23 protein-coding genes are annotated in these 22412 nt (G+C 38.4%); 17 read left to right on the top strand and 6 right to left on the bottom strand.

The features are described 5' to 3' along the window. Window positions 1-30: 30 nt before the first annotated feature. The 3 genes from AC1DEF_RS18935 to AC1DEF_RS18925 all read right to left on the bottom strand — a co-directional run bounded on the left by AC1DEF_RS18935 (window position 31) and on the right by AC1DEF_RS18925 (window position 3876). Complete coding sequence (locus tag AC1DEF_RS18935) at window positions 31-219, bottom strand: hypothetical protein (protein ID WP_477727532.1); 189 nt, start codon at window positions 217-219, stop codon at window positions 31-33. 113 nt (window positions 220-332) lie between these two features. Next, entirely contained in the window at window positions 333-2117 is a 1785-nt protein-coding gene (locus AC1DEF_RS18930) for an ABC transporter ATP-binding protein (protein WP_097824384.1), read from the bottom strand. A gap of 16 nt (window positions 2118-2133) precedes the next feature. Further along, window positions 2134-3876, bottom strand: coding sequence for an ABC transporter ATP-binding protein (locus AC1DEF_RS18925; RefSeq protein WP_097824232.1), 1743 nt, complete (start codon window positions 3874-3876; stop codon window positions 2134-2136). Window positions 3877-4002: 126 nt separating this feature from the next. Here AC1DEF_RS18925 and AC1DEF_RS18920 point away from each other — a divergent pair, with 126 nt between their 5' ends. Continuing rightward, entirely contained in the window at window positions 4003-4488 is a 486-nt protein-coding gene (locus tag AC1DEF_RS18920) for a DUF6985 domain-containing protein (protein ID WP_013055615.1), read from the top strand. Between the two features lie 40 nt (window positions 4489-4528). On the opposite strand, the gene AC1DEF_RS18915 is transcribed toward AC1DEF_RS18920, so the two are convergent. Both AC1DEF_RS18915 and AC1DEF_RS18910 read right to left on the bottom strand, forming a co-directional pair. Further along, window positions 4529-6079, bottom strand: coding sequence for a solute symporter family protein (locus AC1DEF_RS18915; protein ID WP_013081928.1), 1551 nt, complete (start codon window positions 6077-6079; stop codon window positions 4529-4531). A gap of 16 nt (window positions 6080-6095) precedes the next feature. Continuing rightward, complete coding sequence (locus tag AC1DEF_RS18910) at window positions 6096-6431, bottom strand: DUF485 domain-containing protein (RefSeq protein WP_477727531.1); 336 nt, start codon at window positions 6429-6431, stop codon at window positions 6096-6098. 498 nt (window positions 6432-6929) lie between these two features. Between AC1DEF_RS18910 and AC1DEF_RS18905 the strand changes: the two genes are divergently transcribed. The 4 genes from AC1DEF_RS18905 (at window position 6930) to AC1DEF_RS18890 (ending at window position 9952) form a co-directional block, all read left to right on the top strand. Continuing rightward, window positions 6930-7238 carry a hypothetical protein gene (locus tag AC1DEF_RS18905; protein WP_097824230.1) on the top strand — a complete coding sequence of 103 codons (309 nt, stop codon included), beginning with the start codon at window positions 6930-6932 and terminating at the stop codon, window positions 7236-7238. Window positions 7239-7454: 216 nt separating this feature from the next. After that, window positions 7455-8210 carry an IclR family transcriptional regulator gene (locus AC1DEF_RS18900; RefSeq protein ID WP_043980166.1) on the top strand — a complete coding sequence of 252 codons (756 nt, stop codon included), beginning with the start codon at window positions 7455-7457 and terminating at the stop codon, window positions 8208-8210. Between the two features lie 31 nt (window positions 8211-8241). Next, window positions 8242-9069: an aldo/keto reductase gene (locus tag AC1DEF_RS18895; protein ID WP_075421316.1), complete on the top strand. Its 828-nt coding sequence runs from the start codon at window positions 8242-8244 to the stop codon at window positions 9067-9069. Window positions 9070-9190: 121 nt separating this feature from the next. Further along, window positions 9191-9952 (top strand): SDR family oxidoreductase, encoded by a 762-nt coding sequence (locus AC1DEF_RS18890; protein ID WP_097824228.1) that lies wholly within the window; start codon window positions 9191-9193, stop codon window positions 9950-9952. A 93-nt stretch (window positions 9953-10045) separates the two neighbouring features. Here AC1DEF_RS18890 and AC1DEF_RS18885 read toward each other — a convergent pair whose 3' ends face one another. Then, a complete protein-coding gene (locus AC1DEF_RS18885; protein WP_043980161.1) occupies window positions 10046-10501 on the bottom strand; it encodes a MarR family winged helix-turn-helix transcriptional regulator in 456 nt (151 codons plus the stop codon). Window positions 10502-10853: 352 nt separating this feature from the next. Here AC1DEF_RS18885 and AC1DEF_RS18880 point away from each other — a divergent pair, with 352 nt between their 5' ends. The 12 genes from AC1DEF_RS18880 to AC1DEF_RS18825 all read left to right on the top strand — a co-directional run bounded on the left by AC1DEF_RS18880 (window position 10854) and on the right by AC1DEF_RS18825 (window position 22180). Further along, window positions 10854-11492 carry a biotin/lipoyl-containing protein gene (locus AC1DEF_RS18880; RefSeq protein ID WP_013055624.1) on the top strand — a complete coding sequence of 213 codons (639 nt, stop codon included), beginning with the start codon at window positions 10854-10856 and terminating at the stop codon, window positions 11490-11492. Between the two features lie 42 nt (window positions 11493-11534). Beyond that, entirely contained in the window at window positions 11535-13160 is a 1626-nt protein-coding gene (locus AC1DEF_RS18875; RefSeq protein WP_097824227.1) for a DHA2 family efflux MFS transporter permease subunit, read from the top strand. An 18-nt stretch (window positions 13161-13178) separates the two neighbouring features. After that, window positions 13179-13709, top strand: coding sequence for an NAD(P)H-dependent oxidoreductase (locus tag AC1DEF_RS18870; RefSeq protein ID WP_014461382.1), 531 nt, complete (start codon window positions 13179-13181; stop codon window positions 13707-13709). Window positions 13710-13717: 8 nt separating this feature from the next. Next, window positions 13718-14128, top strand: coding sequence for a hypothetical protein (locus AC1DEF_RS18865; protein ID WP_097824226.1), 411 nt, complete (start codon window positions 13718-13720; stop codon window positions 14126-14128). 162 nt (window positions 14129-14290) lie between these two features. Beyond that, window positions 14291-14716 carry a MarR family winged helix-turn-helix transcriptional regulator gene (locus AC1DEF_RS18860; RefSeq protein WP_013055628.1) on the top strand — a complete coding sequence of 142 codons (426 nt, stop codon included), beginning with the start codon at window positions 14291-14293 and terminating at the stop codon, window positions 14714-14716. A gap of 116 nt (window positions 14717-14832) precedes the next feature. Further along, the gene (locus AC1DEF_RS18855; RefSeq protein ID WP_043980156.1) at window positions 14833-15822 is read left to right on the top strand and encodes a LacI family DNA-binding transcriptional regulator; all 990 of its coding nucleotides are present in this window, start codon (window positions 14833-14835) and stop codon (window positions 15820-15822) included. Continuing rightward, the gene (rbsK, locus tag AC1DEF_RS18850) at window positions 15815-16693 is read left to right on the top strand and encodes a ribokinase (protein WP_097824225.1); all 879 of its coding nucleotides are present in this window, start codon (window positions 15815-15817) and stop codon (window positions 16691-16693) included. The genes AC1DEF_RS18855 and rbsK overlap by 8 nt, the downstream gene beginning before the upstream one ends. Next, entirely contained in the window at window positions 16694-17083 is a 390-nt protein-coding gene (gene rbsD / locus AC1DEF_RS18845; protein ID WP_097824224.1) for a D-ribose pyranase, read from the top strand. 14 nt (window positions 17084-17097) lie between these two features. Continuing rightward, entirely contained in the window at window positions 17098-18579 is a 1482-nt protein-coding gene (locus tag AC1DEF_RS18840) for a sugar ABC transporter ATP-binding protein (RefSeq protein WP_097824223.1), read from the top strand. 1 nt (window position 18580) lies between these two features. Continuing rightward, complete coding sequence (gene rbsC, locus AC1DEF_RS18835) at window positions 18581-19540, top strand: ribose ABC transporter permease RbsC (protein ID WP_097824222.1); 960 nt, start codon at window positions 18581-18583, stop codon at window positions 19538-19540. Window positions 19541-19551: 11 nt separating this feature from the next. Next, on the top strand, window positions 19552-20472 hold the full coding sequence (gene rbsB, locus AC1DEF_RS18830; RefSeq protein WP_097824221.1) for a ribose ABC transporter substrate-binding protein RbsB: 921 nt from the start codon (window positions 19552-19554) through the stop codon (window positions 20470-20472). A 439-nt stretch (window positions 20473-20911) separates the two neighbouring features. Then, on the top strand, window positions 20912-22180 hold the full coding sequence (locus tag AC1DEF_RS18825; RefSeq protein ID WP_097824220.1) for a 3D domain-containing protein: 1269 nt from the start codon (window positions 20912-20914) through the stop codon (window positions 22178-22180). The last annotated feature ends 232 nt before the right edge of the window (window positions 22181-22412 follow it).

Genomic DNA, 22412 nt, shown 5'->3' with positions numbered 1-22412 from the left:
GAACGAAAAAGAGATTGAGACATAACTACATCAATTCAATCTAAAGACAAACAAATGGAATAAAGGAGCTCGTATCGACCATTTATTACACCGCTGTTGATTTCCGTGCAAGGCTTCGCTTTCCGCGGCCGGCTGATGAGCCTCCTCGTTGCTTGCGCTCCTGGGGGTCTCATCCCTTCCGCTGTTCCCGCAAGAGTCTTCGCTTTGCCCTCCAATCAACAGCTAGAAGTAGCTAACTGGATGAACCCTACGTTTACCAGCACAATGAAAAGGTCCGAACGATTACTCGTTCGGACCTTCTTTAAACTAACATACTTTTTATTTTACCTCTTTTAAATTGTAAACTGCTGCGTATAGAGTTGGTGATAAAACCCTTGTTTTTCTAGCAGCTCGCGATGATTTCCTTCTTCAATAATTTGTCCGTCTTTTAAGACAAGAATTTGATCTGCATTTTCAATCGTTTTAAGGCGGTGGGCAATGACAAAGCTTGTTTTTCCTTTTAATAGATTACTCATTCCTCGTTGAATATCAATTTCTGTTTTTGTATCAATGTTGGAAGTAGCTTCGTCTAAAATTAAAATATCACAGTCAGAAAGCATGGCTCGAGCAATCGATAAAAGCTGCTTTTGACCTTCACTTAAATTTCCTCCGCCAGCTGAAATCGCGGTATTGTATTGCTGCGGCAAATGTTTGATAAACGAATGAGCATTGGCCATTTTAGCTGCGCTTTTCACTTCTTCATCGCTGGCATCTAACCGGCCAAATCGAATGTTATCCGCAATCGTACCGGAAAATAAATAGGTATCTTGAAGAACAATGCCGATTCGGTTTCGTAAATCATGGATGTTATAGTCACTGATGGAACGTCCGTCAATTTTAATGTCTCCGTTTGAGATGTCATAAAATCGTGTGAGCAAGTTAATGATGGTTGTTTTACCAGAACCTGTGGGACCGACCAAGGCAACTATTTCACCTTTTTTTGCTGTCAGTGTAACATTTTTTAAAATCATTTTTTCATCGTTATAGCCAAATGATACGTTCTCAAAAGCAACGTCTCCTGCAAATTTTGTAACAGAAAGAGCGTTTGGCTTGTTTGTGACGTCCGGCTGCTCATCCATAATCGCAAACACGCGCTCTGCGCCGGCAATAGCCGAAAGAATGGTGTTTACTAAGTTTGCCATTTGACTGATTGGGCGAGAGAACTGACGTGAGTAGTTAACAAATGAAGCGATCATCCCAACTGTAACGCTACCTTGAACAGCCATAAATGCTCCCGCTCCGATCACTAGTGCTAAGCCTAAGTTGTTAATAAAGTTTGTGACAGGACCTAAAAAGCCTGAAAATGTTTCCGCTTTTGTTGCTGAACTTCTCAGCTGTTCATTTCGTTCATTAAAAACAGTTAAAAAGTCTTTTTCCTTACTAAAAAGCGTAACAACTTCTCCTCCAGAGATTGCTTCTTCTACAAAGCCGTTTAGCTCACCTAAGTCTTTTTGACGTTTGACAAAATTTTCACTGCTGCGTTTTAATATTTGTCGAACGATTATAACCATCAAGGGAATAACAATCAGCGTGATAATGGCAAGAATCCAGTTGAGCGAGAACATCGCAATGGTAATGCCGACTAAAGACAAAATAGAGGACAGAGCCTGAATAACGCTTTGACTCAGAGCGCTGTTTAGATTATCAATATCATTTGTGACTCTGCTCATTAACTCTCCGTGAGCTCGTTTGTCAAAAAAACGAAGGGAGAGAGTCTGAAGCTTTGCAAATAAATCTTGTCGAAGCATTCCAATAGTCGTAAACGAAACGTTCACCATTAAATAGGTTTGCAGCCATGTTAACAAAGATGTCGTAATATAAATTCCTGCAAGAATAAGGGACATTCGTATCGTTCCGCTGATATCTTTAGGAATAATATGCTCATCAATAATAACTCCAATTAAATAAGGGCCTAATAAATTAAGCAGGGAAGTCACAATAACTAAGATTATCGCAGCCGCAAGCGGAGGTTTTCTTTTCCCCATATATGACCAGATTCTGTACAGTGTTTTTTTCGCATTTTTTGGCTTAACTACAGGGCCTTTCATCATTCCTCTAGGGCCGCGAATAGAGCTCATTTGATTTTTACCTTGGTTATTCACTAGGCAACACCTCTTTTCCGCCTTGTGCAAGGTAAATGTCGTAATAAAGAGAGCGATAACGAAGCAATTCTTCATGAGTCCCTTGTTCAGCAATTTTGCCTTCATCCATGACGATAATATGATCAGCGTGGAGAAGAGACGAAATTTTAGAAGCAATAATGATAACGGTCGCATCAGCAAACTCTTCTTTTAAATGTTTTAGTACCTGCGCTTCTGAGACAGCGTCTAATGCCGAAGTTGCATCATCGATGACCAGGATAGCGGGCTTTCTAACAAATGCACGCGCAATTGAAAGACGCTGCTTTTGCCCTCCTGATAAATTGGTTGCTCCTCGCGTTAAAGGATACTCATATCTTTCTGGAAGTTTTTCAATAAACTCCGTTGCGCATGCAAAATCCGCAGCATCTTCAATTTCTGAGGAAGAAGCCTGATCTTTTCCCATTCGAATATTCATATCAATCGTGCCGGTAAACAGCGTAGCTTTTTGAGGAATAAATCCAATGGATGAGCGAAGCACTTTTACGTCATAGTCCGTAAGGTTTTTTCCATCTACGAAGATTTCGCCGTCATCAGGATCATATAAGCGGGAAATAAGTTTTGCAAGCGTCGACTTCCCGCTTCCAGTAGAGCCGATAATGCCAATGGTTTCCCCGTGTCTAGCAGTGAACGAAATATCTTTTAATACGTTTTCGCCATTTTTACTATAGCTGTATGTAACGTTTTGAAACGATAGATCACCTTTAAGTCTGTTGATTTGAGCAGCAGAGTTTGGTGGAGGGATGTCTATTTTTGTTTTTAAAACAGAATCGATTCGTTCAGCTGAAGGGAATGCGCGTGTAATTTGCATCAGCACCATGCTGCTTGACATAAGTCCGTTTAAAATAATCGTTAAGTAATTAATAAAAGCTAAAATCACACCTGCTTCAATTTTTCCTGCTTCGACTTGAAGTCCTCCCAGCCATAGAGTAGCTACCATTCCGATATTTACGACAAATAAAATAACGGGCATTAAAAGCGAAATAAGCTGAACAGCACTCATATTAGCTCGCGTCAAGGAACTGTTTGCTTCTTTAAACTGATTGATTTCATACGATTCTCTTACATAAGCTTTTACTACACGCATCCCTGATAAATTTTCTTGGACTTTTGTATTTACACGATCAACGCTTTGCTGAACTTTTTTAAAAAGTTTTCCAGCTTTCGTGATCACAAACCAAATGCATAAAAATAAAATAGGGACGACCACAACGATAATAGGAAACAAAGAACGAGCGGTTAATAACACGATCACAATACTTCCTGCAAAAAGTAAAGGACCTCTAACTAATACTTTTAGCGTCATATTCAATGCGTTTTGAACACTCGTTACATCATTTGTTATGACGGTAATTAAGTGACCAGTCCCTAGTTTGTCTCTGTTGCTGTTTGAGAGGTTTTCAATTTTTTTAAAAAGCGATTTCCGAATATCGGTAGAAAAATTTACTGCCGCTTTTGTGCTAAGGATGGCGCAGACGATACCGGCAGCTAAGCCAATGACTGCTAACATAAGCATAAGGATACTTCGAGTGATAACATATGTTTGATCGTTGTTTGCAATGCCATAATCAATGATATGCTGCATAATAGTAGGCTGAAGAAGGTCAGCTAACACTTCAATTACCATCAATAGCGGGGCAAACAGCGCGAGCCATTTGTAAGGTTTTAAGTAAGGGTACAAAGATTTAATTGTATTCACACATTGTGGCACTCCTTTCTGTAAAAAATATGGTAACATAGAATAAGTTTAGAAGTTTGTTTCAAGCACCATTTATTATACGCCAATGCAAGCAGAAATCCACTTTTTGAGAGGGTCAGGTATGCAATGAATCAAACATTACGAGTACATCATCCGCTTTTTGGATCTTTGTTATATGACTCGGCCTGGGTTGGAGAAAAACAGGTCACTTTCTTTGGACAAAAACAACAGGTGTTGCTGACAATTGATGGAGATAAAGAGAAGCCATTTCAAAAACGACAAGAAGAGGCCTTTCAAGCATTTTGGCTTCAAGGTGAATTATTGTTAAAGAGGACGGAAAAAGCTCTTTTTGATTATTATCAACAGGTGCGAGATGAATACAGAACTCAAGTTGAAAAAGACGTGGTAGACTTATTAGTTCCGAATGTAAAAAAGCGAAAAGACATCGGGTTTTTAGTTGAGTGTATTCAAATCTTTGTTCCTGAAGCACCTCATGATACAAGAGAACTTGGTTTGTTTTTTGAATGTACGTGGGAAGAAGAGCATATGTTAGCTGTAAAGTTTAGAAATGAACAAATTTCCGCTATTGGTTTACAAGAAGATTTATTCTAGTAAAAAGCCTTGAAGCAACCTGCTTCAAGGCTTTTTGGCATTAATGCTTGACGGGCTCTTCGATTCCCATACCTGTATTTGCTTTTACTAAAATCTCATCAAATTTCTTTTCGTCTGCTTTTTTAGACGAAAGAAGTGTTCCTATAAAAGCAGCTAAGAAGCCTAGAGGAATAGAGATAATACCAGGGTTTGTTAGCGTAATGAGCGGTTCACCTACAAAGATAGCAGCTCCCGGCTCAGGTGCCCATACGTTAGGACTAATGGCAACTAAAAACAGGGAGCTGAACAGTCCAACCAGCATGCCAGTGACTGCTCCTGCTGTATTAAAACGTTTCCAAAAAATAGTGAGAAGAATAATTGGCAAGTTAGCGCTCGCTGCTACCGCAAACGCAAGTGCCACTAAAAATGCCACGTTCATGTTTTGAGCAAATAATGCAAGAATAATAGATAAAATGGATACCCCAATAGAAGCCCATCGTGCAGCCACTACCTGTTCTTTTTCAGTAGCAGCTCCTTTACGCAGAATATGACTATAGAAGTCGTGCGCGAATGCTGAAGCTGCTGAGAGCACCAGTCCAGCTACAACAGCTAAAATTGTAGCAAATGCTACAGCTGAAACGAACGCAAAAAGAAAGTCTCCGCCAAGAACTTGAGCGAGCAGAGGAGCCGCCATATTTCCTGCTGCATTTGCTTTGATAATATCATCATATCCTACAAAAGCAGCAGCACCGAATCCTAAAAAGATTGTCATAATGTAAAAAACGCCAATGATCCACGTTGCATAAATAACAGACTTTCTTGCGGTGATGGCATCTTTTACTGTGAAGAAACGAATAAGGATATGAGGCAGGCCTGCTGTACCAAGAACAAGAGCTAAATTCAACGAAATCATGTCCAGCGGATTTTTGAATTTATTTCCTGGATTTAAAAAGCCGTCACCAAGAGGAGTTGCAGTTTTCATCTCGGAAAACATTTTAGCTAAGCTAAAATCAAATTTTGAAAATACGATAATGGAAATAATGAACGTACCAATCATCAGAAGCAAGGCTTTGACAATCTGCACCCAGCTAGTCGCTGTCATTCCTCCAAATACAACGTAAACCGTCATCAAGACGCCGACAATCAAGACAGAGTACACGTAATCTAGACCAAGTAATAAATGAATTAATGCTCCTGCTCCAACAAGCTGCGCAATCATATAAAAAATGGAAATGGTGATCGTGTTTAACGCAGCAACTCCCCGCACTTTCTTTTCGTTAAAACGAGCTGCTATCATATCTGCCATCGTGTACTTTCCTAAGTTGCGAAGGGGTTCAGCTACAATGTATAACACAACCAGGTAGGCAACTAAAAAGCCGATGCTGTAAAAAAAACCGTCAAATCCAGAAAGCGCTACCATCCCAGCTATGCCTAAAAATGATGCAGCAGACATATAATCTCCGGCAATTGCCATACCGTTTTGCCAGCCGGTTAAACTTCCATCTGCTGTATAAAAGTCACTGGTCGTTTTTGTCCGCTTGGATGCCGCATACGTAATGATTAGCGTAAGACCTACAATGGCTAAAAAAAGTGAAAAAGCTAGTACGTTCATTCATTTAACCCCCTATTTAATTTGCAGCTTCTTTTTTAATCGTGTCAACAAGTTCATCGAATTTCGAGGCTCTTTTTGTGTATAGAATGCATAGGGTCCAGGTCATCACAAACTGTGAAAAAGCAAATACCCACGCCCAGGTAATAGAAGCAAAAGCTGGTTTGTTTAGGACGGTTGTGTAAGCCGTTAAGATAGGCAAGGTAAAATAAAAAGCAAGAAAAAACAGAGAGAGCGGTAAAATAAAATTGCGTTTTTGTTTCAAAAGCTTTTGAAATGAAGCAGACTGTACAATTTCTGTGTAATCAGGAGAGGAAGAAGCATTGTTTACCTTCTTTAAAGAATTTTCATTCATCGCCAAGCGGAATTCCCCCTTTGATAATAAATAGATGAAGCGAAAAGCTTCATATCACTTGAATTATATTATTTTCGGAATAAAAAGTAAATTCTGTCTTTTTGTGAGAATGGTAACTGTGTAGGTTTTTTAATATACTGAAGGTTCGTAATAAATGCATACTGACATAATAAAAAAAGAACAACATTTAATACAAAGGAAAAATCATTCGCAAAAGAAATGTTGAAATTAATCCTTAGTTTCTTATATATATAAGGCTTTTCTTTATTATTTAAACGTTATTTGTTTGTTTGATCTTTTGAAAAATAAGAGAAGATGATGATAGAATCATAAGCACACGATAATGCTTAGAGAGGAAACAGGTTGAGAAAATAAGCTATTATTTAGAGATGGTTATAAATAGACAAGATATTATGAAAGATTTCTATATGAATGATATTTTTTCTTTATAGTAAACAAATCATGTGACTACTTATATAAAAGAGAAAAGGTGAAAGAATGGCATTTGGAATTAAACGCCCGGAACTAAACGCATGGAAAGCAGCTGTTAAGCGAGGAGAGATCGCGTTTTTAACTCATTATTGGCTTGATGAGCGTTTTCCACATGCAACTACCGTAACAAAAGTAGGTTGCAGTGACTTAAATAAGCTGATTAAGTGGGGAAAAAAGTACGGTATTCCCCCTAAGTATATTGATAATCGATCCGCCTATCCTCATTTCGATTTACTAGGTGAGCGTCAGAAAGAAATTATGAAAAAGGAAAATCAGCTGGAGCAGCTGAAGCGATTTGAAGAAGTTAACGAGTGAAAAGCAAAACTAATTTCAAAAAATGTAAAAAAATTCTATTGTTAAGACTTTTTTTATGTTTAAATAGAAAAAACAGTGGAATAGATTAAGAAGAACAATTACGTTATGTATTCTCTTATATAGGGAAAATAATTTAGTGTAGTTTCCTTATTTGATACGATAAAGAGCTTTGTTTTATAATAAAATTGTTGTTCGGATAAAAGGAGGAAGAAGGGCATGTCCGAGGTTGGAACTTTAAAAAAAGGATTAGATATCTTCTCTTTGCTTTTAAACCGTCCGAATATGACTATTCCAGAAATGATGGAAGCGCTCGGTTTTAATAAGAGTACGATGTATCGTCTTGTGAGCACGCTTGAGCAAAACGGATTTATTGTAAGAAACCCGTCTAACCGCTATACGGTTTCACCGCAACTGGTGCTGGCACTCGTGCAAAATACGATGCATACGAACTATGAAATGAATTGGCTCTCTGTTCCTGCTATGCAGAAGCTGAGTGAAGAGACCAAAGAGACCATTTATGCGGGAATTCTCCATCATAAACAAATGGTTACAACTCAGGTGGTTAACGGGCAATATAGCACTCGTACGCATTCTGAAGTAGGAAATAAAAAGCCGCTTCATGCAAATGCTATTGGAAAGTGTATTCTTGCTTATCAAGAGGACAGCGTACAAAAATCTATTCTTCATGAACTTTCGCTTGAAGCTTATACAGATCGAACGATCACCGAGCTGGACAAGCTTGAAGCTGATTTAGCTTTAAGTAAGGAAAGAGGATATGCTGTCGACGATGAAGAACGGGAGCCGGGCGTTCGCTGTATTGCAGCCCCTATTTTCAGAAAAGGAAAAATAATGGCGGCTATTGCTTTATCAGGTCCATCCTTTCGTATTTCACAAGAGAAAGACGAAGAACATGCTGCACTTGTTAAACAGTGCGCAGAACAAATTTCACAAGCAATTACTCTTTACGAATAATTTAATAGTAAAAAAGGGGATGAACAGCAACATGGAAAACTTACAGTCAACGACGACCTTAGCAAACGGCGTTAAAATGCCTTGGTTAGGTTTAGGTGTTTATAAAGTAGAAGATGGTCAAGAAGTTGTAGATTCAGTTAAATATGCAATCAAAGCTGGATATAAAAGCATTGATACGGCTAAAATTTATGAAAATGAAGAAGGCGTGGGACAAGCGATCAAAGAATCAGGTGTTTCTCGCGAAGAACTGTTTGTTACATCAAAAGTGTGGAATGCAGATCAAGGATATGACACAACTATTCAAGCGTTTGAAACAAGCTTAAACAAGCTAGGTCTTGAATATTTAGATTTATACTTAATTCACTGGCCAGTTGAAGGTAAGTATAAAGATACGTGGAAAGCACTTGAAAAGCTTTATAAAGACGGGAAAATTCGTGCAATCGGCGTATCGAATTTCCAAGTACATCATTTAGAAGACTTGATTGCAGATGCAGAAGTCAAGCCGATGGTAAACCAAATCGAATTTCATCCACTTTTAACACAAACAGAAGTGCGTGAATACTGCAAAAAACAAGGAATCCAAGTGGAAGCATGGTCACCGCTTGCACAAGGTGAGCTACTTGATAACGAAGTGTTAACTCAGATTGCTGAAAAGCACGGAAAATCAACTGCTCAAGTTATCTTACGTTGGGACTTGCAAAACGAAGTAGTAACTATTCCTAAGTCAACAAAAGAACATCGTATTATCCAAAATGCAGACGTATTTGATTTTGAATTAAATGCAGATGAAGTTGAAAAAATTAACGCATTAAATCAAAATCATCGCGTAGGTCCCGATCCGGATAACTTTGACTTTTAATTTTAAAGCAAGACTAAAACGTCTTGTAAGATAAATAATAAACAAAGCGCTATTGTCATTCATGCAGTAGCGCTTTGTTTATTAAAGAGTAAATGCGATGGTTGAACGAGGAGGAAAAGTAATGAAGATGTCAGAAAATACTATTTTAATTACGGGCGGAGCATCAGGAATTGGGTTGGCGCTTGCAGAACGGTTTTTAAATGAAGGAAATGAAGTTATTATTTGTGGAAGAAGGGAGTCAAAGCTGCAAGAAGCAAAAGAAAGATTCCCTTCATTACATACAAAAGTGTGCGATGTATCAATAGAAGAAAGCAGAGTAGAGCTAGTAAAATGGGCGACTGAAAGATTCCCGAAATTAAATGTTATTGTGAATAATGCAGGCATTCAGCAGCGCGTAAATCTTTTACACATGCACAAAGAGTGGCAGTATTACGAAAAAGAACTAATGAGTAATGTAAGTGCTCCTATTCATTTAACGTCGTTATTGATTCCTCATTTCGTTCAACAAGAACGTGCTGCGGTTATTAACGTTACTTCCGGGCTGTCTTTAACACCTGGAGCATGGGTGCCAATCTACAGCGCAACAAAAGCGGCATTAAGGTCGTTTACGATTAGTCTAAGACATCAATTAGAAGAAACAAATACCGAAGTGATAGAAATTCTTCCTCCAGCCGTGAACACGGATTTAGGAGGACCGGGACTTCATACATTTGGAGCACCGCTTGATGACTTTGCCGATTCGATATTTGAAGAATTGAAAAAAGGTAAAATCGAAATTGGCTATGGAGACAGCGCTAAGAGGCTTCATGCTTCCAAAGAAGAAATTGAGAAAGCTACAGCACAGGCTTGGAGTGGATTTTTGAAAAATAATCCTGAATTTTAAAGACAGCAAACAAAAAGCTTCCTAAACTCGTCAATAGTAGCGGGTCATAAAAAGCGTGTGTCCATAAAATAAATGAACACACGCTTTTTAGCATTAACGATCTACAGTTTGTCTAATTCGTTTTTCCATTTTTTCAAGCATGCGGAGGTACTCATCCTGTTCTTCAGGAGTTAGAGCAAAAAGCATGTCTTGCCAAAATAAATTCCGCTGCTCAATTACATAGTTCACTAATGTTTCGCCAGCCTCTGTTAAGGATATCCATACAATTCGGCGGTCTTTTTGGTCACGTACGCGCTTAATGAGTGCATCAGCTTCTAATTGATTTAATAAAATGGTAGTAGCCCCGGAGGTTAGCTTTAGATTTGAAGAAATTTCGGCTACCATACGTTTAGAGCTGACTCCAATGAATTTTAGAATTAAAAATTTCGTAATGGTCAAATTATAGGGCTGCTCACTGATTTTATCTTCCAAGAGCTTTCGCTTGAGTTCAAATAATGAGGTTTTAACTTGGTCAAGTTTTTCTAGTTTATCTATTAACTGCTGATCCATTATAATCACCTTTTCTTTATCATTATAGGTGTTAAACAATTGCTGCTAGTTACCTATTGTGGTTTATGTATATAGGGAGTTTGTTCCAAAAAAAGAAGCTGTTTTTGTGTATAACCCTATGCTTATGTATCTAACTTTAAAGTAAAGTAAAGTACTTGTAAAGAAACCAAAACTTTTAAGTTGTATTTCAGTTAAAGATGTAGTAAAGTATTCAGTCGGGAAAACTTTATGAAACATAAATGTTTAGTTTTAAAAATAAATTAAAATCAAAGTTATTTACAACTAAATATCTTTGTGATAAAGTTATCTAGCGTAATACTTAACTGAATGAAATATTAAGGAGGTAAAATAAATGTCAAGAGGGCGTTTAATTTTAATGAACTTTATCGGAATTATTGTAGTATTAGCTTTAATTATTGGTGGGGGATACTATTATATTCAAAAATCTAATTATGTATCCACAGACAATGCAAAAGTGTCCGGCGACCTTTATACAGTAGTAGCACCAGCGGCAGGTAAAGTAGCAAGCTGGAACGTTGAAGAAGGTAAAGATGTTTCAAAAGATGATGAGGTAGCTAAAATCCAATCAGAAGATGGAGAAAAAACAGTTACAGTACCAGAAGACGGTAAAATCATCAAAACACAGGTAAAAGAAAATCAAATGGTTCAAGCTGGTCAACAAATTGCTAGCGAAGTAGATATGAATAACTTATTCATCATTGCAAACATTAAAGAAGACAAATTAAAAGATATTGAAGCTGGCGATGACGTTGATGTAACAGTTGACGGAGATACTAAAACAACAATCGATGGAAAAGTAGAAGAAATCGGTTATGCAACAAACTCAATTTTCTCATTAATGCCAAGTTCTAATTCAGACGGCAACTATACGAAAGTATCACAAACAGTTCCTGTTAAAATCTCTATTTCTAACTACTCTGAAAACGTACTACCAGGTATGAACGCAGAAGTTAAAATCTCTAAAAACTAAGAACGTACATGATTAAGAAGAGAAGAAAGGAGGAAGGAACTGATGTCAGCAAACACGATACAACCAGAGGAAAGCTCAGTTAAAAAACATATTCCGCTACTAGTCGTACTTATGCTTGGATTGTTCTTAGCAATTTTAAATCAAACGCTGCTAAATGTTGCGATCCCGCATCTGATTACAGAGTTTGGCGTTACGGCTAATACGGCACAGTGGTTGCTTACAGGATATATGCTTGTAAATGGTGCACTTATTCCATTATCAGCCTATTTAATTGAACGTTTTGGAGTTCGTCGCTTATTCTTATTTGCAATGGCCTGCTTTACAATAGGGGCACTTGTCTGCGGAATTGCGCCGACTTTCTCGATTATGCTAATCGGACGTCTGGTTCAAGCAGTCGGAGGCGGAGTGCTAGCACCTCTAGTTATGACCATTATCGTATTTATTTTCCCTCCTCATATGCGCGGAAAAGGAATGGGTATCTTTGGTTTAGCCATGATGTTCGCTCCGGCAATTGGACCGACGCTTTCAGGATGGGTTATTCAAAACTATGACTGGCACATTTTATTTACGGGAATGGTGCCACTAGGTGCGCTCGTACTTATTATTGCAGCTTTTAAATTAAAAGATATTAAACCACCTCAAAATGTAAAAGTAGATCTAATCTCTGTGTTTACATCTCTTGCAGGTATGGCTTTACTTCTATACGGCTTCAGTGAAGCTGGAAACGATGGCTGGACGGATTCAGTTGTATTGTCAACGATGATTGGCGGTATTGTCTTATTAATCATCTTTGTCATGCAGCAGCTTCGACTTAAGAGTCCATTACTTGATGTGAGAGTATTTAAATACAGTATTTTCTCATTATCTAATATCATTAGTATTGCCATCACAATTAGCATGTATGCTGGTATGTTCTTATTGCCAATTTACTTGCAAAACATTCGTGGCTATTCAGCATTTGATTCAGGTTTATTAATCTTGCCTGGTGCACTTGTTATGTTAGTTATGTCACCAATTTCTGGTACGCTGTTTGATAAATTAGGACCGCGTCCACTAGGGATTGTCGGGATGTTGATTACGGTTGTGACAACATTTGAATTTACAAAATTAACGCTTGAAACACCGTTTAGTCATATTGTTATTATTTATATGATCCGTGCATTCGGTATGTCATTATTGATGATGCCAATTATGACGGCTGGTTTAAATCAGCTGCCGGCAAAATTAAGCAGCCATGGTACATCAATGGCGAACACGCTTCGTCAGGTGAGTGGTTCAATCGGTATCAGTTTAATGACTACAATCTTTACAAATCGCACAACATATCATGTGAATGAAATGAGCAGTTCCATGACTACATCCGATCCATTCTTTATGAATAACTTCCAGGCATTTGTGCAAAAGATTGCTCAAACGCTTCACCTTTCTCAAACAGAGGCGCAAAAACAAGCTTTAACAACATTAGCTGGAAAAGTTCAAGCGCAAGCAACTGTACAAGGAATTAACGACGCGTTTTATTGGACAGTTATTATTGCCATTATTGGATTGATTTTAAGTTTCTTCCTACGTGATGTTCGTAAAGATGCAGTAGTAGAAGTAGAAGAGACAGAAAAAGAAACAACAGACAATATTCGTATGTTACCGGCACCAAAAGATATGAACTCATAAGCAACGGAGGGATAAAGGATGAAAATTTGTATCGTATATGATAGTGAAGGCGGACATACAGAGGCATTAGCAAAAGCGATTGCTTCTGGCGCCGAGCTGTCTGGAGAAGCAACTGTATATGTAAAGCATGTAGAAGAAGCAGATGTACGTGAACTGCCTGAAATGGATGCTATTATTTGGGGCTGCCCAGGGCATTTTGGAACAATCAGTTCAGGGTTAAAAACGTGGATTGATAAATTAGGTTATTTATGGGCAGAAGGTAAATTAATTGATAAAGTAGGTGCGGTGTTCTGTACAACAGCTACAACGCACGGTGGCTTAGAAGCAACGCTTTTAAATTTAATTACACCTATGCTTCATCAAGGAATGGTTATCGCTGGCTTACCAGGTAACATTCCAGAAAATGCGCTGTACGGTACTTATTACGGTGTGGGAATTACTTGTCCAATCGAAGGTGACGAATTATTAACAGAGAACGACCAAGCGCTAGGTAAAGCGTTAGGAGAACGTGTTGTTCAAGTGACTAAACGAATGACACAAGGACAGTAGGTGACAGTATGTTAGGTATTTTACTGATCGTTGTAGCTGTGATTCTGGTTGTACTAATTATTACAATGAATGCTAAAGCATCATCTTCTAAGCGCCAGCGTACAGTTCCACCTAAAAAAGAAGCGGCTGCTTCAAATGCTCCTAAAGAGCCAAAAGTAGAAGAGAAAAAAGTGGCAGAAAAAAAACCTGCAGCACCAAAAGAAGAGCCAAAAGAGCCGCAGGCCAAGACGGAAACAAGAACATCTAGATATAAGAAAGAAAAAGATGTCATGAACGATGATATGTATCGTCAAGTGCTGCAAAAGTTTAGAGAAGGCGAAAAAGACAACACGGTTTTTACAAAAGAAGAACGTGACGTTATGAATGATGACGCTTTTCGTAAGGCTTTAAGATCGTTTAAGAAAAACGATAGTGAATGAGTTTCTTCTATTATAATAGTACGGAATAAAATAGATAGAAAATAGGTTATAAGCATTCTGCGAAACCAGCCGCTCTCCCCAGGCTAGGTTTCGCTTGGAGTGCAGCAGGGGGCTGACATGTTAACATCGACTCCCTGATTATAAGAAAGGGGACGTCAAAACATGGAACAGCTCACATTTATTGAAGAGGTCCAGAGAATTTCGATATCCCTTAACAAAAAGGTAATGACAGAGATAAAAGAAAGGTTACTTTCACAAGGGATTACACCTTTTCAATATCATATCTTATTAATTATCGGTAAGTGCAGTCACATTGGGGTAACCAAGCTGGCAGAAGAGATGCGCGTCAAGCCTAGTGCGATTACTCCTGTTATTAATCGTTTAATAGACTTAGAGTTAGTTTCACGTTATCACTCTAAAGAGGATCGCCGCAAAGTAAACATTGAGTTAACAGCTAAAGGTGAACAAGTGATTGAAGAAGCAAATGAAATTGTGCAAAAGATGATTGCTCATTTCTTTTCTTGCTATGAACCGAAAGATCAAGAGCAATTTTTGAAATTATTTAAGAAACTAGACGCTAATATCTAATGAAAGAAAAATCACTTCTTAATGAAGTGATTTTTTTAAATAAAAAGATTGTCAACTTCACTTTTCCATGTTATCATTTGTGTAAACGGTTACATATATGAAGGGAGGGAAATAAAGTGGTAACAATTCGTGATGTAGCAAAAGAAGCAGGCGTGTCCGTTGCGACCGTTTCGCGCGTTTTAAACAGTACAGGATATGTAAAAGAAGACACGCGTGTGCGAGTAATGAATACAATTCAAAAATTAAACTACAGCCCTAACGAGGTAGCCCGTTCGCTTTATACACGTGAATCTCGTTTGATTGGTCTCTTGCTTCCAGACATTACAAACCCTTTTTTCCCTCAGCTTGCACGAGGAATAGAAGATGAAGTACATAGCCATGGATTTCGTTTAATTCTTGGCAATAGTGATGAGCAGTTAGAGAAAGAATTAACCTATCTCCAAACGTTTACGCAAAACCATGTAGTAGGGATGATCACGGCAACAACAAGTCTAGCTCAGAAACTATATGAAGGTCTTACATTTCCCGTCGTGTTTTTAGATAGAAGTTCTGAACAGTATCCATCCGTTTATGCTGATGGTTTTGAGGGTGGAAAACTTGCTGCAGAAGAAATAATCAAAAGAGGAAGTAAAAGAATTACACTTATCAAAGGTCCAGTAAATGTAAAGCCTGCCCAGGAACGCTTTCAAGGCTCTCTGTCTGTTTTGAGTCAGTCTGATGTAGACTTTTACGTATTAAATACAAATTCTCTAGCGTTTGACGATGCGCAGAAATGGGCAAAGGAAATCTTTCAAAAGTACCCTGAAACGGACGGGATTATTGCAAGTAATGACATTGTAGCCACAGCCGTTTTACACGAGGCGTTTCGATTAGAAAAAAGCGTGCCTGATGATCTACAAGTAATTGGTTTTGATGATATTCCGCAAAGCCGCTTTTCGTTTCCAGCGCTGTCTACAATTCGTCAGCCTGCTTATGAAATGGGCAAGCAAGCAGCAGGTCTGTTAATAAAATGCATTAAGAAAGAACCTTTAATTCAAAAGCAAGTACAACTACCCGTTACGTTTATTGAACGAAATACGACACGAAAGGTTGAGGAACATGGCTAAAGTAACTGTGATTGGAAGTTCATCAATGGATTTAGTAGTAACATCAAATATTCGTCCTGGAGCTGGAGAAACAGTGTTAGGAGAATCATTCAAAACTGTTCCCGGAGGAAAAGGAGCGAACCAAGCTGTTGCAGCAGCCCGTCTTGGAGCTGATGTGAGTATGATTGGGTGTGTGGGCGAAGATCATTACGGAAAAGCAATTCTGGAGAATTTCAAATCAAACGGTGTATCCGTGAAAAATGTGAAACCGGTTACAGGTTCAGATAGCGGAACAGCGCACATTATACTCGCTGAAGGAGATAACAGCATTGTAGTTGTCAAAGGAGCAAATGATTATATTACTCCAGACTACGTGGAAAAAGCAAAAGAAAAAATTAAAGAAGCGGATATCGTACTTATTCAGCAAGAGATTCCAGAAGAAACGGTTGAATATGTTGCTGAGCTTTGTCAGGAACTTAAAGTACCGCTTTTGTTAAATCCGGCGCCTGCAAGACCATTAAAAGCAGAAGTGATTGAACAAGTTTCTTACATCACTCCAAATGAACATGAAGCAGAGCTTTTATTTGAAGGAAAAGAAAAAGAAGAAGTATTAAAACAGTATCCAAATAAATTGTTTATTACAGAAGGAAAACAAGGTGTGCGCTATTTTAACGGCAAGAAAGAAGTATTGGTTCCTTCTTATCAAGTAGAAACGATTGATACAACAGGAGCAGGAGATACATTTAACGCAGCGCTTGCTGTGGCACTTGCCGAAGGAATGGGTTTTGAAAAAGGAATTCAGTTTGCTAATCGCGCAGCTTCGCTATCCGTCACTAAATTTGGTGCGCAAGGCGGTATGCCGACTCGCAAAGAAGTGGAGGAGAGTCTGTAAATGAAACGTCACGGAATGATTAACAGTCATATTACGAAAATACTAACAGATCTAGGTCATACAGACACTATTGTCATTGCAGATGCAGGGTTACCTGTTCCGAGTGACGTGCCTAAAATTGATTTATCTTTAAAGCTAGGGGTGCCTAGCTTTAAAGATGTAGTAGTAGCTGTGTTAGAAGATATGGCTACAGAAAAAATAGTGATTGCTTCTGAAATGAAAGAAAGAAATCAAAAGGCTTACGAGTTGATGGAGAAGCAAAACATCTTAGTAGAAGAAGTATCGCATGAACAATTAAAAATGCTGACAAGCAAAGCGAAAGTTGTGATTCGTACAGGAGAAGCAACTCCTTATGCAAACTGCATTTTACAAGCGGGAGTTATTTTTTAAAAGAGGTGAACAGCATGCATATTGCAATGAGAGGGATTCATAAAGCCTTTGGAGCAAACCGTGTACTAAGGGGCGTGGATTTTGAATTACATGAAGGTGAAGTTCACGCACTAATGGGGGAAAATGGAGCGGGGAAATCTACGCTGATGAATATTTTAACCGGCCTTCATAAAAAAGATGAAGGGCAGATTCTGATTGATGGCAAAGAGACGTATTTTCAAAACCCAAAAGAAGCAGAACAAAACGGAGTTACCTTTATTCATCAAGAGCTGAACGTTTGGCCTGAAATGACGGTGCTTGAGAACTTATTTATCGGCAAAGAATTAAAAACGCCTTTAGGTTTTTTAAAAACAAAAGAAATGAAAGCGTTAGCAAAGAAGCAGTTTGAAAAATTAGCTGTGACCATTCCTCTTGATCAAGAAGCGGGACTTTGTTCTGTCGGACAGCAGCAAATGATTGAGATAGCCAAAGCGCTGATGACGAATGCAAAGGTCATTATCATGGATGAGCCAACCGCAGCGCTTACTGAAAGAGAAATTCAAAAGTTATTTGACGGAATTAATGCGCTGCGAAAACAAGGTGTATCGATTGTCTATATTTCACATCGTATGGAAGAGATTTTCGCTATTTGTGATTCCATTACGGTCATGCGTGACGGACAGACAGTAGACAAAAAGCCGATTCCAGAAACCAGCTTCGATGATGTTGTTCGCAAAATGGTAGGAAGAGAGCTAACGGATCGATTTCCTGCTAGGACATCTCCTAAGGGAGACGTTGTATTTGAAGCAAAAGGCTTGGAGAGAAAAGGTGTATTTCAAGACGTTCATTTTTCAGTGCGATCAGGAGAAATTGTCGGTGTTGCGGGGCTAATGGGAGCTGGCAGAACCGAAATTATGCGCGCTATCTTCGGGCTTGATCCGTTAGAAAAAGGCGAAATTATATTAAATGGCAAACGGGTCAGTATCACAAAGCCCGACCAAGCCATTAAATTAGGTCTCGGGTTCATTACAGAAGATCGTAAAACAGAAGGGCTCGTCCTGGATTTTTCTATTCGAGAAAATATTGCGCTTCCAAGTCTATTCAGCTTTTCGCCAAAAGGCTTTATTGAACAAAAAAGCGAGCAGCAATTTGTAGATTTACTTATTAAACGTTTAACGATCAAAACTGAGTCGTCTGAGACGAGTGCGGGTAACTTATCGGGAGGAAATCAGCAAAAAGTAGTTATTGCCAAGTGGATTGGCATTGGACCAAAAGTGCTGATTTTAGATGAACCAACTCGAGGAGTTGACGTCGGGGCAAAGCGTGAAATTTATCAGCTTATGAATGAACTGACAGACAGAGGCGTGGCTATTATCATGGTGTCTTCAGAGCTTCCAGAGGTACTGGGCATGAGCGATCGCATTTTGGTTGTACATGAAGGAAAAATAACAGGTGAACTGACAAGTGAAGAAGCAACTCAAGAAAAAATTATGACATTTGCAACAGGAGGTCAGTAAAATGAAAGCAAACACAGCGATAAAAGAAAATCGCGTTGATAACGTGATGCAAAAGCTAGGTCCGTTACTAGGTCTATTTATTCTTATTGTCATTGTATCGATTTTAAATCCAAGCTTTTTAGAACCTTTAAATATTTTAAACTTGCTGCGTCAAGTAGCCATTAATGCCTTAATTGCATTCGGTATGACGTTTGTCATTTTAACAGGCGGAATTGATTTATCGGTTGGCTCTATACTTGCTTTATCAAGTGCGTTAATGGCAGGTATGATTGTGTCAGGTGTAGATCCTATTTTAGCTATTTTAATAGGATGTGTGTTAGGAGCTGTAATGGGTATGATTAACGGCTTGCTTATTACAAAAGGAAAAATGGCGCCGTTTATTGCAACGCTAGCGACGATGACAATTTTTAGAGGGTTAACGCTTGTTTATACAGATGGAAATCCGATTACGGGGTTAGGCGAAAACTATTACTTCCAGTTATTTGGCCGCGGCTATTTTCTAGGTATTCCTGTTCCGGCAATTACGATGGTACTAGCATTTGCTGTCCTATGGGTGATTTTGCATAAAACGCCGTTTGGCCGTAGAACATATGCAATCGGAGGAAATGAAAAAGCAGCATTTATTTCAGGAATTAAAGTACCAAAAGTTAAGGTTATGATCTACTCGCTAGCAGGATTATTGGCAGCGCTAGCAGGAGCGATTTTGACTTCTCGTTTGAACTCTGCTCAGCCAACGGCAGGTACGTCTTACGAGTTAGATGCTATCGCTGCAGTAGTACTGGGTGGAACAAGCCTTTCTGGAGGACGTGGACGCATTGTTGGAACGTTAATTGGTGCGCTGATTATCGGAACGTTAAACAACGGCTTAAACTTACTCGGCGTTTCGTCCTTTTACCAAATGGTCGTAAAAGGAATTGTTATTTTAATCGCGGTATTAATTGATCGCAAAAAGTCAGCTTAGGAGGGAAAAACATGAAGAAAATTTGGCTCGTGCTATTATCATTTTCATTATTACTGTTAGGGGCTTGTTCACTTCAGCCTCCTGAGTGGGCGAAACCATCTGAAAGTAAAAATTTAAAAGATATTAAAATTGGTTTATCCGTTTCTACATTAAACAATCCGTTCTTTGTTTCGCTAAAAGAAGGGGTACAAAAAGAAGCAAAAAAACTGGGCATGGAAGTAGTTGTAGTAGATGCTCAAAATGATTCAGCAAAACAAATTAACGATGTAGAAGATTTAATGCAGCAAGGTGTTAACATTCTACTTATTAACCCAACGGATTCAGCTGCTATTTCAACAGCTGTACAATCGGCTAATAATGTAGGTATTCCAGTTATTACACTAGATCGTTCAGCAGAAAAAGGAAAAGTAGAAACCCTAGTAGCTTCAGATAATGTAAAAGGTGGTCAAATGGCTGCTGATTACATTGTGAAAAAAATAGGGGAAAAAGCTCAAGTAGCAGAACTTGAAGGCGTGCCGGGAGCTTCAGCAACTCGTGAGCGAGGAAAAGGGTTCCACAACGTTGCGGATCAAAAGCTAGATATTACGGCTAAACAGTCGGCTGATTTTGACCGTACAAAAGGCTTAAACGTTATGGAGAATGTTCTTCAAGGAAATCCTGGTATCAAAGCCGTATTTGCTCATAATGATGAAATGGCATTAGGAGCTATTCAAGCGATTAACAGCTCAGGAAAAGATGTGCTAGTAGTAGGGTTTGATGGAAACGACGATGCAATTAAAGCGGTAAAAGAAGGGAAGCTAGGAGCAACTGTAGCCCAGCAGCCTGTTTTAATCGGTAAACTTGCCGTAAAGTCTGCTAAAAATGTTCTTCAAGGCAAAAAGGTAGATAAGCAAATTCCAGTGCCTTTAAAACTAGTAACCTCTGACAAATAATGGTTTTATACGTGTGTAGAAAAAAGACGCTCATTTGATTTATGGGCGTCTTTTTATGTATATAAAGTGTAAAAAAGAAGTGAAAAAGTCACAACTTTATAAATAGTGTAGGAATTATGTAGGTGGAATTTATGTAATAAAAAGTAAAAAACACCGAAAAAAGACGCTAAAACACATAATTTTCTGTGAAAAATTTGTAATATACCTGTAATAATAAGCGTTTATTTCTATTTTTAAAGAGTGATTTTGCCCTGTTTATGACAAAAATATATCTTTTTTAATAAACAGTAAACCTCTCTATCAAGGGATTTTGGTGATGAATTCCCAGAAAGAGATTCTTGGTTATACAGATTATGGGAAACTTTTAACTGTATTGTAACATAAACAGATAGTTTTTTATGGTATAACTATGTCTATGAGGAAAGGGGACTATTACTTTATGAAAATTTTTAAGCGTATGACTCTTGCAGCAGTCACAGGAATTTTCTTCATGACCGGCATCACAGAGACTCACGCCCAATCGAATGAAGAAGCGCTCCAGAGTACTGAAAATAAAATTAAAGAAACAGAAAAGGCTGTTCAGCAAAAAGAGAAAGAGAAACAGTCTATCAATTCAGATGTTCAAAACATTCAATCACAATTAAATTCATTACATACAGTAATCTCTAGCAATAAAAAAGAGTTAGCATCGACTGAAAAGCAGATTTCAGAAGCGAACAAAATGATTGAGAAAAAGAAAAAAGAAATCGTTTTGCTTCAGGAAAAAGTGTTAAGTCGTAAAGATATTATTGAAAATCGATTAGTTGCTTTACAGCAAGACGATAAAACAAGCGTTGTTATTGATACATTAATGAATGCTGATAACTTTGGAGATTTTGTTGCACGTATGGGTGCTGTCACAACGTTATTGTCAGCAGATAATGATATTTTAAAGCAGCATCAAAATGATTTAGATCAAATTGAAAAAGATAAAAAAGAAATTGATAAGCAAGAAAAAGTATTAGAAGCAGCAAAAGGTAGCTTAGCGGTTAAACAAGCTGAATTAGATAAAAACGTTGCCAAACAAACAGCAACGTTAACAACTATGCAAGAAAAGTACAGCACGGTCGTAAATGAAATTGATGCAGCTTCTTCAGAAAAAGCAAACCTTCAGTCTGAATTAACAGGCATTCAAGATAAGATTGCAAAAGAAAAAGAAGCAGCTCAAAAGCAAGCTGAGCAAGTGGCAAAACAGCAGGCAGCTGAAAAGGCTGAGGCTGATGCAGAAGCAAAGCGTCAAGCTGAACTGGCAACAGCTAAAAAAGAAGTAAAAACAGAGCCAAAACAAGAAGTAAAAACAGCTGCAGCTACAGAGAAGAAAGCAACCGTTTCTTCAGAAGCAAAAGAAACGAAAAAAGAAGAAAGCACCCAAAAGCATTCTGGAAAAGAAATGTATGTAGAAGCAACAGCTTATACAGCTAATTGTGCAGGGTGTAGCGGCGTAACAGCCACTGGACAAAATGTGAGTTCAGGCACTCATAAAATTATTGCGGTAGATCCATCCGTTATTCCATTAGGTTCAAAAGTATACGTAGAAGGATACGGAGTGGCAACAGCAGGTGATACGGGCGGTGCGATTAAAGGATATCGAATTGACGTATTAGTACCTTCCGAGTCAGCTGCAAAAGCATTTGGACGTCGTACAGTGAAAATTACGGTGTTAAATTAAAGAAATAGGCTGAAAATATTTTAGTTGCAGGAAAATCCGAACGATGAATCGTTCGGATTTTTTCATTGTTGTAGTGAACGTAGGTTTCATCTAGTTAGTTGCTTCTAGCTGTTGATTGGAGAGGAAGGCGAAGACTCCTGAGGGAAAAGAGGAAGTGATGAGACCCCGCAGGCCCGTAATCGATGAGGAGGCTCATCGGTCGCCCGCGGAAAGCGAAGCCTTACATGGAAAT

The sequence above is a fragment of the Priestia sp. 10L35 genome, from assembly GCF_056395685.1.
The sequence above is the reverse complement of the archived record's forward strand: the minus strand, read 5'-3'. Positions and strand labels throughout refer to the sequence as shown.